Source organism: Actinophytocola sp. NPDC049390 (genome assembly GCF_044466355.1).
Lineage (GTDB): Bacteria > Actinomycetota > Actinomycetes > Mycobacteriales > Pseudonocardiaceae > Actinophytocola.
This window is the reverse complement of record NZ_JBITMQ010000001.1, coordinates 638,077-655,069: the sequence shown is the minus strand read 5'-3', so window position 1 is coordinate 655,069 and position 16,993 is coordinate 638,077. Positions and strand designations below refer to the sequence as shown.

At 69.0% G+C, this 16,993-nt stretch carries 11 protein-coding genes; all 11 read right to left on the bottom strand.

Annotated elements, in window-relative coordinates:
* Nucleotides 1-5: 5 nt before the first annotated feature.
* Nucleotides 6-1,730 (bottom strand): ABC transporter substrate-binding protein, encoded by a 1,725-nt coding sequence (locus ACIBVP_RS02975; RefSeq protein ID WP_396104259.1) that lies wholly within the window; start codon nt 1,728-1,730, stop codon nt 6-8.
* Nucleotides 1,731-1,745: 15 nt separating this feature from the next.
* Nucleotides 1,746-3,617, bottom strand: coding sequence for a cellulase family glycosylhydrolase (locus ACIBVP_RS02970; RefSeq protein ID WP_396104258.1), 1,872 nt, complete (start codon nt 3,615-3,617; stop codon nt 1,746-1,748).
* A 300-nt stretch (nt 3,618-3,917) separates the two neighbouring features.
* The gene (gene mmsB, locus ACIBVP_RS02965; protein ID WP_396104257.1) at nt 3,918-5,147 is read right to left on the bottom strand and encodes a multiple monosaccharide ABC transporter permease; all 1,230 of its coding nucleotides are present in this window, start codon (nt 5,145-5,147) and stop codon (nt 3,918-3,920) included.
* The gene (gene mmsA / locus ACIBVP_RS02960; protein ID WP_396104918.1) at nt 5,144-6,649 is read right to left on the bottom strand and encodes a multiple monosaccharide ABC transporter ATP-binding protein; all 1,506 of its coding nucleotides are present in this window, start codon (nt 6,647-6,649) and stop codon (nt 5,144-5,146) included. The genes mmsB and mmsA overlap by 4 nt, the downstream gene beginning before the upstream one ends.
* A gap of 25 nt (nt 6,650-6,674) precedes the next feature.
* Entirely contained in the window at nt 6,675-7,790 is a 1,116-nt protein-coding gene (gene chvE, locus ACIBVP_RS02955; RefSeq protein ID WP_396104256.1) for a multiple monosaccharide ABC transporter substrate-binding protein, read from the bottom strand.
* Nucleotides 7,791-7,807: 17 nt separating this feature from the next.
* Nucleotides 7,808-9,307, bottom strand: coding sequence for an L-arabinose isomerase (gene araA, locus ACIBVP_RS02950; RefSeq protein ID WP_396104255.1), 1,500 nt, complete (start codon nt 9,305-9,307; stop codon nt 7,808-7,810).
* A gap of 20 nt (nt 9,308-9,327) precedes the next feature.
* The gene (locus ACIBVP_RS02945) at nt 9,328-9,981 is read right to left on the bottom strand and encodes an L-ribulose-5-phosphate 4-epimerase (RefSeq protein WP_396104254.1); all 654 of its coding nucleotides are present in this window, start codon (nt 9,979-9,981) and stop codon (nt 9,328-9,330) included.
* Nucleotides 9,978-11,648 carry a ribulokinase gene (gene araB / locus ACIBVP_RS02940; RefSeq protein ID WP_396104253.1) on the bottom strand — a complete coding sequence of 557 codons (1,671 nt, stop codon included), beginning with the start codon at nt 11,646-11,648 and terminating at the stop codon, nt 9,978-9,980. The genes ACIBVP_RS02945 and araB overlap by 4 nt, the downstream gene beginning before the upstream one ends.
* Before the next feature lie 218 nt (nt 11,649-11,866).
* Entirely contained in the window at nt 11,867-12,850 is a 984-nt protein-coding gene (locus ACIBVP_RS02935) for a LacI family DNA-binding transcriptional regulator (RefSeq protein ID WP_396104917.1), read from the bottom strand.
* An 87-nt stretch (nt 12,851-12,937) separates the two neighbouring features.
* A complete protein-coding gene (locus ACIBVP_RS02930) occupies nt 12,938-14,386 on the bottom strand; it encodes a family 43 glycosylhydrolase (RefSeq protein ID WP_396104252.1) in 1,449 nt (482 codons plus the stop codon).
* Nucleotides 14,386-16,875 (bottom strand): alpha-L-arabinofuranosidase C-terminal domain-containing protein, encoded by a 2,490-nt coding sequence (locus ACIBVP_RS02925; RefSeq protein WP_396104251.1) that lies wholly within the window; start codon nt 16,873-16,875, stop codon nt 14,386-14,388. The genes ACIBVP_RS02930 and ACIBVP_RS02925 overlap by 1 nt, the downstream gene beginning before the upstream one ends.
* Between the last annotated feature and the right edge of the window lie 118 nt (nt 16,876-16,993).

Sequence of the window (16,993 nt, the reverse complement as noted above, 5' to 3'; positions counted from 1 at the left end):
GGCCGCTACTTCTCTTCCGGCGCGGGCTTCAGCTCGGCCAGCATCTTGATCGCGCCGCGCTGCAGGTAACCCCGCCACGTGCTGGGCAGGTACTTGGGCCCGTCGCCCTCCGCGGACGGCCAGTTGGTCCACACCTTGTTGCTGTACTGCGACCAGAGGCCGTTGTACCACAACGGGATCATCGGCATCTCGGTCAGCTGGATCCGCTGGAGCTGCGAGGTGATCGCCTTCATCCCCGCGAGGTCGTCGACCTTGGTCCGGTCGAGCCGCTGCGTGAGGTCCCACGCCTGCTGGTTCTCGTACCGGCCGTAGTTGACGGTGGTCTGGGACTCGAGGACCGGCAGCCCGAAGACGTACTCGTAGTACCGGAACGGCGTGTTGTCCATCTGCCGCTGGTTGTCGAGGATCAGGTCGAACTCGCCGGACTCGCGGATGTCCTGGACGACGGTGTCGGCGGGCGTCTCCGACGTGATCTTGATGCCCGCGGCCTTGGCGCTGTCGACGACCACGCGGGCCGCCTCGTTCCAGTCGGTCCAGCCGGACGGCGTGGCGAGCTTCAGCTCGATCGGCGAGCCGTCCTTGTTCTCGACGAGCCCGTCACCGTTCGTGTCGCGGTACCCGGCCTGGCTCAGGATCTGCTTGGCACCGCTGGTGTCGAAGGTCGGGCCGACCTCGTCCACGACGGCCGTGTCGATGTACTTGTCCCAGATCGGCAGCAGCCCGGTGGGGCTGGCCTTCTCCACGATCTGGCCGTACACCGAGTTCACGATCTTGTCGACGTCGACGGCGTTCGCGAGCGCACGGCGGAACGCGGTGTCGTTCAGCGGTGCCTTCGTGGTGTTCGGCACCAGCCACGTCGTGTTCGCCGACAGCATGTACGGCGCGTCCTTGTAGTAGGTCTGCAGCTGGTAGCCGCCCTTGACCAGCGACGCGATGCCGGGCAGGAAGTTGTTGGACAGGTCGATGTCACCCTGCAGCAGCTGGCCGAGCGCGGCCTCGTTGCTGGAGTTGACGATGTCGACGATGTAGGTGGGCTTGACGTCGAGGTCCAGCTTGTCGCGGCCCCACCACTTGTCGTTCTTCTTCCAGACCATGCGGTCCTGGTCGTGCGTCTCGTACAGGTAGGGGCCTGAGCCGACCGGCTTCTCGTTCGCGCCGGACGTCACGTCCTTCTCGGACTTGTTCTCCCACAGGTGTTTGGGCACGATCGGGTTGAAGTACACCCAGTTCGCCCACTGCTGGTAGCGCGGTTCGGAGAACGTCACCCGCGTGGTCCGCTCGTTCACGGCCTCCACGGACGAGATGAACTCGAACACCGAGTGGTAGGGAACGGTTTCCATCTTGCCGAGGTTGATGGTGAACGCGACGTCGTCGGCGGTGATGGGCTTGCCGTCCGTCCACTCCAGACCGTCCCGCAGCGTCACCTCGTACGTGGTGTCGCTGGTCCAGCCGCCCTGCTCGGCGAGCCAGGGTTCGAACTCGTCGGTCAGCGGGTCGTACAGGAACAGGGTCTCGTAGACGTAGCCGACCGTGCCGGTCGCGTACGTCCAGTTCATGATGGGGTTCCAGTTCGCGGGCGGTCCCCACTGCGTGCCGCTCGTGAACAGCGTCTGGTTGCGCGGATACGAGCCGGGCGTTGCGCCCTGCTCACCGCCGTCCACCCCGGTGCACGCGGCGGCGAGCAGTCCCGCCGCCGCCAACATGGCCACGAACCTCAGGCGGTTTCGCATGGCGCTTCTCCTAGCTCAGGAATCCTCGAGTGCCAGCACCCGCACGCCGTACGGGCGCAGAGTCACCTCATTCACGGGTTCCCCCGACGTGAGGTCGGCCAGCGGGCCCCCTACCGGCTTGACCTCCAGTTCCTTCTCCGCCTGGCTGACGAGCCAGACGAACCGGCGCCCGTCGGCGTGGCTCAGCTCGCCGACGTGGACGAGCGGATCGGCGACGGTCACCGGCCGCGACACGCCCGCGATGGCCGCGAGCGCGTCGTAGATCCGGTGTGTGGGCTCGGGGTTGACGCGCGGCAGCGCCGCGGCCATGGCCTCAAGCGGATACGTGCACAGGACGAGGTTTCCGTTGCGCACCAGCACGGGGTGGCCGTGCCGGTCGACCGCGACCACCTCGCCATCGGTGGCGCGCACGGGCAGGAACACCCGCTCGTGCTCGTTGCCGCCGGCGCGGAACGTGAGCGTGGTGCCCGCGCCGAGCGGCCCGAGGTCGGCCGTGAACGTCACGTCCACCTCGTCGTCGGTGACCGGGTCGACCATCCCGTAGCGGAGCTGGTGTTCGACGCCGAACATGCCGTTCAGGTCGGCGTGCCACAGGCCGCGTTGGGTGCTGTGGTCGCCCGCGCTGTAGGAGACGTAGACGACGGCGCCGCTGTCGGCGAGCTGCCGCCAGGTCGGCGCGGTGAGCTGCTTCGCGGACGGAACGAGGTAGAGCTTCGCGTCGGGCAGGCCGTCGGCCTCCCTGGCGGCCGTCACAGAAAGGTCAGCTTCACGCGCGGCCACGTAGGCCTGGCGGAGCACGTCGAACAGGTGGCTGCTGTCGGCGGGTTCGGTGAACGGGTACCGGCGCTCCAGGTAGGACGGCACGACCAGCGCGACCTCGGGCTCCGGCCGCGCACACCGTGGAAAGTCGATGTGGTCGAGGGTTTCCGCGAACTCCCGCACCTCCCGCAGCTGCGGCTTGGGTGCGCCGGTCACGTCGGTCAGCCCGAACCGCATCTCGAAGGGGTGGTGCCGGTACGGGTCCTGCGTGAACAGGTTGTCGAAGTCGGTGTTGTTCCAGGCGATCCAGCCGGTCGCGCCCGCGAGGAGCGTGTTGTGCAGGACCTGCCGGTAGTAGTGGGCGGCGTGCTCGGCCGAGACGAAGCTGTCGGTGACCCCGAACTCCTCGAGCACCACCGGTTTGCCCATGTCAGCCAGCTGGCAGATGAACGCGGCCGTCAGGTGCTGGCGCGCGAGGTCGTTCTCCATGCGGTACACGTGCGGCCCGACGAAGTCGGCGAGGTCGGCGAGGTCGCGGACCGAGAACCCGTTGTCGCGGCCGGTGACCTCGATCCCCCAGGCCCCGTCACCGATCGACACGGGTTGCGTGCCGCCGCCCGCGCGCACGGCCTGGACCATGAGCTGCGCCCACGGGGTGACGTGGTCCCTGGTCGCGGGTTCGCCGTAGATCGGCATCTCGTTGGAGATCAACCAGCCCGCGACGGCCGGATGCGCGTGGAAGCGCGCCGTCATCCGCTCGACGAACCAGGCCTGCCGCCCGACCATCCACACGTCGCGGTAGAGGTCGCGGCCCTGCCGCCACCCGGGGTCCCAGTTCTCCCCGGACATGTGCCCGACGATGAACGTGGGGATGGTGGCCATGCCCTCGGCGAGGTGCCGGTCGAGGAAGTCGGCGTACCGGCTGATCATGTCCTCGTCCAGCCGGTCCGGTTCGGGGTGGAAGTCGGGCCAGTAGAAGAACGAGCGGGTGAGGTTCATGCCGTGTTCGCGCAGGACCCGAAGCTCCTGGGTGACCAGGTCGGGGTCGTAGTTCCGCCACATGAGCGGCCCACCGGACCGCGACCAGAAGTTGGCCCCGAGCCACGGTCGCCCGTCGAACAGAAGCATCGTCGCCTCCTCGCGTCCACTGAACCGCATAAGTTGTGTAACTCGGGATCAGTCGAACCACGGGAAAACATACGCGTGTTCCCGGTGTCACGGCTAGAGCCAAATGATGAACCGGTTCAGTGAAACGCTCCAAAAGGCCGGTGAGCTGGGCAAATGAACTTGTTCAGTACCGGTGTTCGGTGCGAGGTGGCGGCGCGCCAGGGACCGGGTGGCCGCCACCTCGCGTGGGTGGGCGGTGCCACTACCGCCCACCCCGGGATGGCGGCGCGGGCACACCCGACGAGCGCCCGCGCCGCCGGTCTACCGGACAGCGCCCGCCCGGCGCTTGGTCCACACGTCGTACGCGACCGCGGCGAGCAGCACAAGACCCTTCACCAGCATCACGCGCTCGGAAGGCGCGCCGATCAGCGACATCCCGTTGTTGATCACACCCATGATGAGCCCACCGGTGATGGCGCCGATCACCTTGCCGACACCGCCCTGGACCGCGGCGCCGCCGATGAACGCCGCCGCGATCGCGTCCAGTTCGAACGCGTTGCCCGCGGTGGGACCGGCCTGGTTGAGGCGGCCCGCGAAGATCACGCCCGCCAGCGCGGCCAGCACGCCCATGTTCACGAACACCCAGAACGTCACCGGCTTCACCCGCACACCGGACAGCGTCGCCGCCTGCAGGTTGCCGCCCACCGCGTAGATGTGCCTGCCGAACACCGACCGGCTCGCCATCAGCGAGTACGCCAGCACCAGCACCGCCAGCAGCACCAGCACCCACGGCAGGTTCCGGAACCGCGCCAGCTGCACCACCACGAACAGCACGACGACGGCGGCCAGCAGTATCTTCACCACGAACAGCGGGAACGGGTCCACCGTCTGCCCGTAGCCGAGCCGGGCGCGCCGTGTCCGCCACTGGACCGCCGCGAAACCGGCCACCACCAGCACGCCGAGGATCAGCGAGACCAGGTCCGCGCCACCCAGTGGGCCGAGGCCCACGTTGCCGAGGTAGCCGCCGGTGAACCCGTTGGCGAGGGTGCGGATCTCCTCCGGGAACGGGCCGATGCCCTGGTTGCCGAGCACGGTCAGCGTCAGCGCGCGGAACACCAGCATGCCGCCGAGCGTCACGATGAACGCCGGGATGCCGAAGTACGCGATCCAGTACCCCTGCGCGGCACCGATCAGCGCACCGGCGCCGAGCGTCGCGAGCACCGCCAGCCACCACGGCAGTCCCCACTGGACGGTCAGCACCGCGCAGATCGCACCGGTCACCGCGACGACCGAGCCCACCGACAGGTCGATGTGCCCGCTGATGATCACGAGGATCATGCCGATGGCGAGGATGAGCACGTACGAGTTCTGCACGACGATGTTCGAGATGTTCCCCGGCTGCAGCAGCGCGCCGTCGGTGAGCACGGTGAACAGCACTACGATCAACGCGAACGCGACGTAGATGCCGCTCTGCCGCAGGTTCAGCCGGAACCGCCGCTGCGGCCCTTCCGTCGGCGCGAGCACCGACGGCACCTTGACGTCAACACTCACGTCCGCACCTCCCGCGTCATGTACTCCATCAACCTCTCCTGCGTGGCTTCCTCGCGTGGCACCTCGCCGGTGATCCGGCCCGCCGACAGCGTGTAGATCCGGTCGCACAACCCCAGCAGCTCCGGCAGCTCCGACGAGATCACCAGCACCGCCTTCCCCTGCTCGGCAAGGGAGTTCACGATCGTGTAGATCTCGTACTTGGCGCCGACGTCGACGCCGCGGGTCGGCTCGTCGAGGATCAGCACGTCCGGCTCGGTGAACATCCACTTCGCCAGCACGACCTTCTGCTGGTTCCCGCCGGACAGGGTCTGGGCGCCCGCGGTGACCGACGGCGCCTTGATCCGCAACGCGTTCCGGAACCGTTCGGCGACACGGAACTCCTCGTGCTCGTTCACCCAGCCGCGCCGCGACAACAGACCCAGACCGGCCGCGGACACGTTCTGCTTCACGTCCGCGACCAGGTTCAGCCCGTACCGCTTGCGGTCCTCGCTCACGTACGCGACGCCGTTGCGGATGGCCGACCGGACGGTCCGCACGTCGATCTCGCGCCCGTCCTTGTAGACCCGGCCGGAGATGTCGACGCCGTAGGACCGGCCGAACACCGACATGGCCAGCTCGGTGCGACCCGCGCCCATCAGCCCGGCCAGGCCGACGATCTCCCCGCGCCGCACCGACAGGTTGGCGTGGTCGACGACGACCCGGCCCGGGTTGGTGGCACTGTGGACGGTCCAGTCCTCGATCCGGAACACCTCGTCACCGATCGACGGGGTCCGGGGCGGGAACCGGTGCTCCAGGTCGCGGCCGACCATCCCGGCGATGATCCGCTCCTCGCTCACGTCCGCCGCGTCGAGTGTCTCGATCGAGCGGCCGTCGCGCAGGATCGTGATGGTGTCGGCGATCGCGGTGACCTCGCCGAGCTTGTGGGAGATCACCACGCACGTGATGCCGTCGTCCCGCAGGCCGCGCAGCAGGTCCAGCAGGTGCGCGGAGTCGTCGTCGTTCAGCGCCGCGGTCGGCTCGTCGAGGATCAGCAGCTGGACCTCTTTGGACAGCGCCTTGGCGATCTCGACCAGCTGCTGCTTGCCGACGCCCAGCTCCCCCGCGGCGAGCGTCGGGTTCTCGTGCAACCCCACGCGGCGCAGGTGCTTGCCCGCCTCGTGGTTGGTGCGGTTCCAGTCGATCAGCCCGCGCTGCGCGATCTCGTTGCCGAGGAACAGGTTCTCCGCGATCGACAGCTGCGGCACCAGCGCCAGCTCCTGGTGGATGATCACGATGCCGCGAGCCTCGCTGTCGCGGATGCCCGCGAAGCGGCACTCCTCGCCGTCGAAGACCACCTCTCCGGAGTACGACCCGTGCGGGTGCACCCCGGAGAGGATCTTCATCAGCGTCGACTTGCCGGCACCGTTCTCGCCGCAGATCGCGTGGATCTCCCCGCGCCGCACCGAGAACGCGACGTCCCGCAGCGCGGTCACCCCGGGGAACGACTTGGTGATGCCGCTCATCAGCAGGATGTCATCCGACACGGGACTACCTCAGCTGGTCTTCTGTGTAGTAGCCGGTGCCGATCAGTTCCTTCTCGTAGTTCGTCTTGTCGACGATCACCGGTTCGAGCAGGTACGCGGGGACGACCTTCTCCCCGTTGTCGTAGTCCTTCGTGTTGTTGACCTCGGGCTTCTCGCCCTTGAGCACGGAGTCGGCCATCGCCACGGCCACCTTCGCCAGCTCACGGGTGTCCTTGTGGATGGTGGAGTACTGCTCACCCGCGATGATGGACTTCACCGACGCGACCTCGGCGTCCTGGCCCGTCACGATCGGGTACGGCTGGCCCGCGGTGCCGTAGCCGCCGCTCTTGAGCGCCGACAGGATGCCGATCGACAGGCCGTCGTACGGGGACAGCACGCCGTCGACCCGCGCGTTGCCGTAGGTGGAGGTGATGAGGTCCTCCATGCGCCGCTGCGCGGTCGCCGGGTCCCAGCGCAGGATCGCGATGGTCTTGAAGTCGGTCTGGCCGCTCTTCACGACGAGGGTGCCCTTGTCGATGTGCTCCTGCAGCACGGACATGGCGCCGTCGAAGAAGAAGGTGGCGTTGTTGTCGTCCGGCGAACCGGCGAACAGCTCGATGTTCAGCGGGCCCTTGGCGGTGCCCGGGCTGCCGTCCGCGTTGAGCACCTTCAGCCCGGTGAGCAGCGACGTGGCCTGCTGCACGCCGACCTTGAAGTTGTCGAACGAGGCGTAGTAGTCGACGTTCGGGCTGTTGCGGATGAGCCGGTCGTAGGAGATCACGGGGATCTTGTTGTCCGCGGCCAGCTGCAGCTGCGAGGTGAGCGCGGTGCCGTCGATGGACGCGACGATCAGCACCCGAGCACCCTTGGTGATCTGGTTCTCGATCTGGTTGGCCTGGGTGGGGATGTCGTTCTCCGCGTACTGGAGGTCGACCTCGTACCCCATCTCCTCCAGGGCCTTCTTGATGTTGTCGCCGTCGTGGATCCAGCGTTCCGACGACCGGGTCGGCATGGTGACGCCGACGAGCGCGCCCTCAGCGGACCGCGGTTCCTGGTCGACGGTCTTCTCCGACGAACCGCAGGCGCTCAGGACCAGGGCCGAAGCCAGGGCAAGGCCTGCCGCGAGCCGTGGAAACCTCATTGTTTCTCCCTATCTCTCTAGCGCAGGCCGTGTGCGAGGCGGTGGTAGGCCTGGTTCCAGCGCAGCCGGTCGGCGAACGCGTCGGTCGTGGTGTCGTCGTCGATGAGCACCAGCTCGGTGTCGGCCATGCGGGCGAAGTCCCGCAGCACGCCGGAGCCGACAGCGCTCGTGAGCACGGTGTGGTGCGGGCCGCCCGCGGTGAGCCAGCACTCGGCGGAGGTCTGCAGCGACGGCGCGGGCTGCCACACGGCCCGCGCGACGGGCAGGTTCGGCAGCGGCTCGTCCGGCGGCACGACCTCGATCTCGTTGGCCACCAGGCGGAACCGGTCGCCGACGTCCGCGAGCCCGACCACGACCGCCGGTCCTGGCGCGGCGTCGAACACGAGCCGCACCGGGTCCTCGCGGTCGCCGATGCCGAGCGGGTGGATCTCGCAGGACGGCGTGTCCGCCGCGATCGACGGGCACACCTCCAGCATGTGGGCGCCGAGGATCTTCGGGGTGCCCGGCCCGAAGTGGTAGGTGTAGTCCTCCATGAACGAGGTCCCGCCTGCCCCCATGGCCTTGACGGCGGCGAGCAGCGCGGAGGTCTTCCAGTCGCCCTCGCCGCCGAAGCCGTAGCCGTCGGCCATGAGCCGCTGTACGGCGAGCCCTGGCAGCTGCCGCAACCCGCCGAGGTCCTGGAAGTTCGTGGTGAACGCGCCGAACCCGCCGTCGGTCAGGAAGGTCCGCAGCCCGGCCTCGATACGGGCGGCGTACCGGAGCGAGTCGTGCCGCTCGCCGCCCTTCGCGAGTTCCGGGGCGAGCCGGTAGGCGTCGGCGTAGTCGGCGACGAGCAGGTCGGTCTCGGCGTCGGTGACCGCGTCGACGACGGTGACGAGGTCGTTCACCCCGTAGGTGTTGACCGACACGCCGAACCGCAGCTCCGCCTCGACCTTGTCGCCCTCGGTGACGGCGACGTCCCGCATGTTGTCCCCGAACCGGGCGAGCCGCAGCGATCTCAGGTGCGCGAGACCGGTCGCGGCACGCGCCCACTCGTCGACGCGGGCGGCCAGCACGGGGTCGGTCGCGTGCCCGGCGACGGTCTTGCGGGCCACCCCGATGCGGGTCTGGATGTAGCCGAACTCGCGGTCGCCGTGCGCGGCCTGGTTGAGGTTCATGAAGTCCATGTCGATGGACGCCCACGGCAGCGCCTCGTTGAGCTGGGTGTGCAGGTGCAGCAGCGGTTTCCGCAGCACGTCCAGCCCGGTGATCCACATCTTGGCCGGTGAGAACGTGTGCATCCACGCGATCACGCCGACGCAGGCGGGGTCGGTGTTGGCCGCCAGCAGCAGGTCGCGGATCGCGGCAGAGTCGGTCAGCACCGGCTGCCACACGATCTCGGCGCCGATGGCGCCCGAGTCGGTGAGCATGCGCTGGATCTGCTGTGACTGGCTCGCGACCTGTTCGAGGGTCTCCGCGCCGTAGAGGTGCTGGCTGCCGGTGAGGAACCAGACCTGTGGCTTGGCGGCAGACGACATGTGGTGACTCCTTGCCCGGGTTATTGCCCGTAGACGTTCTGGTACCGGGCGTAGAGCCGGTCCACGTGGTGCTGGTCGATGGTGTCCGGCGTGCCGAGCTGACGTGCGAAGTGGACGGTGCGGGCGACGTCCTCGAGCATCACGGCGGCCTTCACGGCGGCGCGGGCGCTCGCGCCGACCGTGAAGGGTCCGTGGTTGCGCATGAGCACGGCAGGCGACCGGCTGTCCCGCAACGTTTCCACGATGCCCCGCCCGATCGAGTCGTCCCCGATCAACGCGAACGGCCCGACGGGGATCTCGCCCCCGAACTCGTCGGCGATCATCGTGAGCACACACGGAATCGGCTCGCCACGCGCGGCCCACGCGGTGGCGTACGGCGAATGCGTGTGCACCACCCCGCCCACCTCCGGCATGTGCCGGTACACGTACGCGTGGGCGGCGGTGTCCGACGACGGTGCCAGGTCGCCCTCGACGAGGTTCCCGTGCAGGTCGGTGACGACCATGGTGTCGGCGCCGAGGTCGTCGTAGGAGACACCGGACGGCTTGATGACCATGAGGTCCTCGCCCGGTACGCGCGCGGAGACGTTGCCGGCCGTCCAGATGACCAGCTCGTAGCGCGTCAGCTCCCGGTGCAGATCGGCGACTTCCTCGCGAAGCTGGGAGATCCGCGTCATCGGTCGGCCACCGCCGCGCGCCGCAGGGCTCGCAACCGGTGCATGACGTCGTTGCCGCCACGCCCGAAGTGGTCGTGCAGGTCGGCGTACTCCATGTAGAGCTGCTCGTACACGGCGGCGTGCTCCGGCACCGGCCGGTACACCGCGGCGTCCACCGAACCCATGGCGTCGGCGGCGGCCCGGATGTCGTCGTAGGCACCGGCGGCGACGGCCGCGTGCATGGCCGACCCGAGCGCCGGCCCTTGCGCGGACCCGATCGTCGAGAGCGGCAGGTTGGTCACGTCGGCGTAGATCTGCATGAGCAGCTCGTTCCGCAACAACCCACCCGCGACGACCAGTTCGGTGACGGGCACCCCGGCCTCGACGAACGCCTCGACGATCACCCGCGTCCCGAACGCGGTGGCCTCCATGAGCGCCCGGTAGATGTCCTCCGGCCGGGTGGCGAGGGTCTGCCCGAGCACCACCCCGGACAGCTCGTGGTCGACCAGCACCGACCGGTTCCCGCTGTGCCAGTCGAGCGCGATGAGCCCGTGCTCCCCCGGTTTCTGTCGCGCCGCCAGCTCGGTCAGGTACTCGTGGAGGTTTTTCCCTTGCGCGGCAGCGGCTTCGTGGTAGGCGCGCGGCACCTGGTTGTCGACGAACCAGCCGAAGATGTCCCCGACCCCGCTCTGCCCGGCCTCGTACCCCCAGAGCCCCGGCACGATCCCGCCGTCGACGACCCCGCACATGCCGGGCACCTCACGGAGTTCGGCCCCGTTCATGACGTGACACGTGGAGGTCCCCATGATCGCCACGAGCCGCCCCGGCTCGACGGCCCGGGCAGCGGGCGCGGTGACGTGCGCGTCGACGTTCCCGACCGCGACGGCGATGCCCTCGGGCAGACCGGTCCAGTAGGCGGCGAGCTTGGAGAGGCTCCCGGCCCGGTCGCCGAGGTTGCCGATCGGGTGGTCGAGCTTGTCCCGCACGAAGCCCCCGAACTCGGGGTTCAGCTCACGCAGGTACTCCTCGGACGGGTAGGCACGGTCCTGCCGGATCCCCTTGTACCCGGCGGTGCAGGCGTTGCGGACGTAGGTTCCGGTCAACTGCCAGACGATCCAGTCGGCGGCCTCGACCCAGTGCGCCATGGCGGCGTAGACGTCGGGGGCTTCCTCAAGGAGCTGGAGCCCCTTGGCGAACTCCCACTCCGACGAGATCAGCCCGCCGTAACGGGAAAGCCAGGTCTCCTTGCGCGCGGCGGCGAGCCGGTTGATGCGGTCGGCCTGCGGCTGGGCGGCGTGGTGCTTCCACAGCTTGACGTAGGCGTGCGGATTACCCGCGAACTCGGGCAGCTCGCAGAGCGGCGTCCCATCCTCGGTGGTCGGGATCATGGTGCAGGCGGTGAAGTCGGTCCCGATCCCGATCACGGCAGCGGGGTCGACCCCGGCGTCCTTGACAGCGGCGGGCACGGCGGTCCGCAGCACGTCGACGTAGTCGCGGGGCACCTGAAGTGCCCAGTCGGGCGGTAGAGCGGTCCCGTCCGGCAACGCCCGGTCGAGCACCCCATGCCGAAACTCGTGCACGGCGGTCCCCAACTCGGCCCCGTCGCGAACCCGCACGACGACCGCCCTCCCAGACAAGGTGCCGAAGTCAACACCCACCACAAGCGCGTCCTCGCGATCGCCAGCCATGCGGAGGATTGTTATCGCTAACATTCACTGCGTCAAGGGACTCACAGCAGATAACACGCACAATCAGGTGAACGCGCACAACCAGCTTGGACACCCGGCGACCGGGACCAACGCCCTGATAGCCGCTTTCGGGACACTCAACCCCGCTTCGCGCGGTCTAGGGCGCGCAAGCCGGGCGCAGGCCACCGTCCGGCGAGGCCCCCCAGAGGGCAAGAACGTCACCCAGGCGCCGCCACGCTGTCCCGGGACACCAACGCAGGCGCGACAGTCCGGTGAGACTCGCTGACCTCCCCCTCGTCAACCTGCGCGAGCAACAGATTCAACGTCTCCCGAGCCACAGCATCGAAATCCGGCCGAACAGTCGTCAACGGCGGAATGAAGTAAGCAGCCTCAGGCACGTCATCGAACCCCACCACCGACACGTCCCGAGGCACGACCCGTCCCCGCTCGTGCATGGCCCGCAACAACCCCAACGCCAGGTGATCGTTGGCCGCGAACACGGCGGTCACCTCAGGCATCCGCGCCAGCATCTGCCCAGCCCGATACCCGGCAGCGGCACTCCAGTCGGCGGCCACCAACGGCGGCACCTCCGCCCCGGCCGACTCCAGGGCCCGCGTCCACCCCCGCACCCGCCCGGCACTGTCGAACCAGTCCGGCGGCCCCGACACGTGCCACACCGTCGAGTGCCCGGCGTCGAGCAGATGCCGGGTAGCGAGGAAAGCCCCGGCCTCCTGGTCGACGGTCACCAACGGCGTGGCCCGAGCCGGATCCCCGTCGACGGTCACCAAGGGCACCCCGGCAGGCACGTCGGCGAGTGCCTCGTTGGCCGAGGCGGTGGGCGCGATGGCCACGATCCCCGCCACCCGCGAGTCCCGGTGGTGCTCGACGGCGGCGGCGATCGACGAACGGTCAAGCACCTTCACCCGCCGCAGGCTCACCGAGAACCCCGCCTCGGCCGCCGCCAGCTCGAACGCCCCCAGCAGCGACGCGGGCCCGTACAGCGACGAGTTCTGCGCGATGATCCCGATCAACTGCGACCGGCCCGTGACCAGCGCCCGCGCCGCCTTGTTCGGCCGGTAGCCCAGCTGCGCGATCGCGGCACGCACCCGCAGCCGCGTCTGCTCCCGCACGTTCGGATGCCCGTTCAGCACCCGCGACACGGTCTGGTGCGAGACCCCGGCGAGGCGGGCCACGTCCGTCATCGCGGGATCGCGCGACACCTTCGCCGGGTTGTCCACTCGCTACCTCACCCTCACATCGTCACAGGTCCCGGTCACAGTGTCCCACCGTCACCGCCCGACGAACGTCGCACGCGCCCGTTCGGCGCGTCCTCCGCCCGGCCGGGCCACCACGAGGCGCCCGTTGTCGTGCGCCACGTACGCGCCCGGGTCGTCGAGCAACCGCAGCGACACGCCCGACGGGTCCGCCAGACCAGGGACCTTCACGAAGCTCGTCGCCCGCCCGTAGTCGTCCGTGTCGGCGTACGGCTCGATCCGCAGCACACCGTCACCGGCCGTGACATAACGGTCCGGATAGTTCACGGACCGCACCGACACCGTGCTCGCACCGAGGTGCCCGGAGGTGAACCGGAACCACGAGTCGGCCACCTCCCGCACGTTGCCCTCGACCCGCAACCGGAACTCGGCGTGCCGCACGACCAGCTCCCGCGCGTCGTACGGAGACAGCTGGACGGCCCGCTCGCCCGCGCCGACGGGGACCCCGAACGCGGGCGTCCCGTCTTCGTTCCAGTACAGCTTCTGCACCCGTGTGTGCCGGTTCGGGTCGAACAGCGGGTCGCCGGTGATGTCGCGGTAGTCCCGGGCGTGGTAGACGAGCACGTCGGTGTCGCCCTGGACCGTGAACGAGTTGTGGCCGGGCCCGAACCGCCCGGTCTCCGCGTTGGTGGCGAAGACCGGGTTGGGCGACTTGGTCCACGACCGCGCGTCGAGCAGGTTCGCGTTCTCGTCCGCGGTCAGCAGGCCCATGCAGTACCGGGCGTCGGTCGCGGACGCCGAGAACGTGACGAACACGCGCCCGTGGCGGATCAGCACGGCGGGCCCCTCGTTGACGCGGAACCCCTGGACCTCCCAGCTCAGCGTGGGCACCGCGATCCGCACCGGTGCCGTCGCGAGCGACGTCGGCGACGCCATCTCCGCGATGTACAGGTTGCTGTTGGTCGCGATGCCCGGCTCGCTCTGCGCCCACAGGAAGTACCGCTTCCCCCGGTGCTCGAACGTGGTGGCGTCGAGCGTGAACGACTCCCAGCCCGTCACCATCCGCTTCGGCGGCAACCACCCGGACGCGCGCGGGTCGGCGTTGGGCGACTCGAGCACGTACGTGCGGATGCGGAACGGGTCGTCCGAGTCGCCCGCCGCGAAGTACACGTACCAGCGGTCGCCGATGCGGTGCAGCTCCGGTGCCCAGATGTAGCCACCCATCGGCCCGGACGCCGGCCGCCGCCAGATCGTGCGCTCACGGGCGGTCGCCAGCCCGTCGAGCGTCGGCGCACCCCGCACGACCACCCGGTCGTACTCCGGCACGGACCCCGTCAGGTAGTACATGCCGTCGACGGGCCTGGTGACGAAGGGATCGGCGCGTTGCTCGACGAGCGGGTTGCGGGTGGTCAGGCCGGGTGCCGAGGGCGCGGCGGCCGCCGCGCCGGGCACGGCGGTGGGCAGGGCACCCGCCGCGGCCACCACGCCACCGGCCTTGAACAGGGTTCTCCGGTCGATGCCCATCAGCTGCTCCTGACCTTGATGCGGACGAACGTCACCGAGTACGGCGGGAACGTGTGCGTGAAGGTGCTCGCGACGTCCATCCGCGACTCCCGCGGCGCGATCGGCGTCGTGTGCTGGGTGTTCACGTCGTCCGGGTCGCCCCGCAACGTGGTCACCAGTGCGCCGCGCTCGACGTCCGCGCCCCTCAGGTCGACCGTCGTGCGGGCCGCGTTCGCCTGCGCGTTGACGACCTTGACGATCAGCTCACCGGTCGCCGCGTCGCGGGTGACGACCTGCCGGAACGGCTCGACCTTCTGGCTGTCGGTGAACTCGCCCCACTTCCGCCCGTCGAGGAACAGCGACACGGTGCGGCCGCGGACCGAGACACGCAGGTCGTAGGTCCGTCCGGTCTCGACGGTCGTGCCGTCGGAGATGAGCGTGGACTTGCCGCCGCCCTCGGCCTTCTCGACCGCCGACTGGGTGTTGTTCCAGCCACCCAGGTTCCACCAGTAGAAGTTGCCGGAGTCCTTGACGCCGAACGCGACCAGGAACCCTTCGCGGCCGGACAGCTTGGTGGCCCTGACGTTCAGGTCGTAGTTCTGCCACGCGGGATCACCCGCCATGACCATGGTGTTCTCGGCCGCGGCGTCCGACTGCACGTACGCGCCTTTCGTCACGGCCCACGTGCCGCGCCCGGCGATGTTGGTCCAGTCGCCGTCGCCTGAGGAGAAGTCGTCGGCGAACAACTGCGTGCCGTCGGGCGAGGTCACGCGGACGTCGTCGTAGGACGCGGACGTGCCCCACGTGGACAGTCCGACCGCACCGGTGATCGGCAGGTCCTCCTGCGACGGTGTCCCGGTCGCCGTGCTGGGCACGACGTGGTCACCGACGTTGTTCATGAACAGCCGCTGCGTCTCGTAGCTCGCCGAGCCCCACGACGAGCGGTTGTCGAACCAGATCATGTCCGGCCGCCACTGCACGTAGTCCTCGTTGGCGAGCAGCGGTGCGTAGGACGCGAGCCGCACGACGTCGGCGTTGCGTTCCAGCCCGGTCATGTAGGCGGCCTCGGACAGGGCGTTGTAGAACCGGTTGTCCTGCGACGCGTACTCCCCCAGGAACACCTTCGGGCCCTGCCGGTCGTAGGAGTCGTACCGGTTGTTGTTCTGCAGGAACCAGGTCGGGCTGTTGTAGTAGTGCTCGTCCACCATGGCCACGTCGGCGTCCCTGTTGAGCTGCCACAGGCGGTTGAAGGTGGCGCCGGTGTCGTCCGGACCGGAGTTGCTGATCACCGTGATGTCGGGGTACCGCGCCGCGATCGCGTCCCGGAACCGCGTGAACCGGGCGAAGAAGGCGTCCGGCAGGTTCTCCTCGTTGCCGACCGCGAGGTGGGTGAGCCCGAACGGCTCCGGGTGTCCCATCCTCGCGCGCACTCGGCCCCACTCGGAGTCGGCGGGCCCGTTCGCGAACTCGATCAGGTCGAGCGTGTCCTGGATGTGCCGGGCCAGCAGCGCGGGATCGTCGGTCGCCTGGTTCTGGCCGCAGCCGGTGACCAGCGCGGGTACGACCGGCAACGGCATCGCGCCGATGTCCTCCGAGAACTGGAAGTACTCGTAGTAGCCGAGGCCGTAGGACTGGTTGTAGCCCCAGAAGTTCGCGTTCGTGGCGCGGGTCTCGACCGGCCCGATCGTGTCCTTCCACTGGTAGGAGCGGCGGCGCTCGAAGTTCGGCGCCTCGTAGCCGTAGTGGCTGCCGGTGTTGACGAGGCAGCCGCCCGGGAACCGCACGAAGCCCGGGTTCAGCGCGGCGATCTTCTCGGCGAGGTCGCGGCGCATGCCGTTCGGGCGGTTCTTGTAGGTGTCACGCGGGAACAGCGACACCATGTCCAGTGCGAGGGTGCCCGCTCCCCCACCGGACACCAGCAGGCGGCCGGTGATGCTCGCGGTCCGCGCGGTGAACGTGCCGGTGTACCTGGTCCAGGTCACGCCGCGGATGGTGAGCCGCAACGGATCGGCGAGCGCGGCCCCGGCCGGGTCGGTGAGCGACACGGTCAGCGGTGTCGACGTCTGGTCGGTGCGTGCCCAGACGGAGAAGTCGTACCGCTTCCCCTTCTCCACGTGGATCCCGGAGTTGTAGCCGGAGTTGATGATCCCACCCGGCAGGGGCAGCGTCAGGTAGCGGCGGTTGCGTTCGTTCAGGCGGCCCGCGTCCTCGACGACCTGCGGGTTTCCACTCCGCGGCGCCCACCCGGTGAGCGGTGTGTAGGCGTTGTTGTCGGCACGGTCGTACTCGAACGACCGGTTCTGCACCAGCTCCGCGTACAGCCCGCCGTCGGCCGCGCGGTTGATGTCCTCGAAGAACACGCCGTACATGTGGTCGGAGATCTCCGGTCCCGTCGCGGCGGTGTCGACGGTGACGCGGTAGTCGATCTCGGCCGCCTGTCCCGCGCCGGGCAGGGCGACGATCGTGGACGTGACGAGTAGGGCCGCCAGCAGCGGCCGGGTTCTGCGCATGAGCGGCTCCCTACAAAGTGAGCGTTAACATAAGACGGTTTCCACGCCATCGTCAACAAAGACAACTTCTTGTGGACAGCATCTTGACGTCCGGACTGTGAGCGTTCACTCTAGTGGC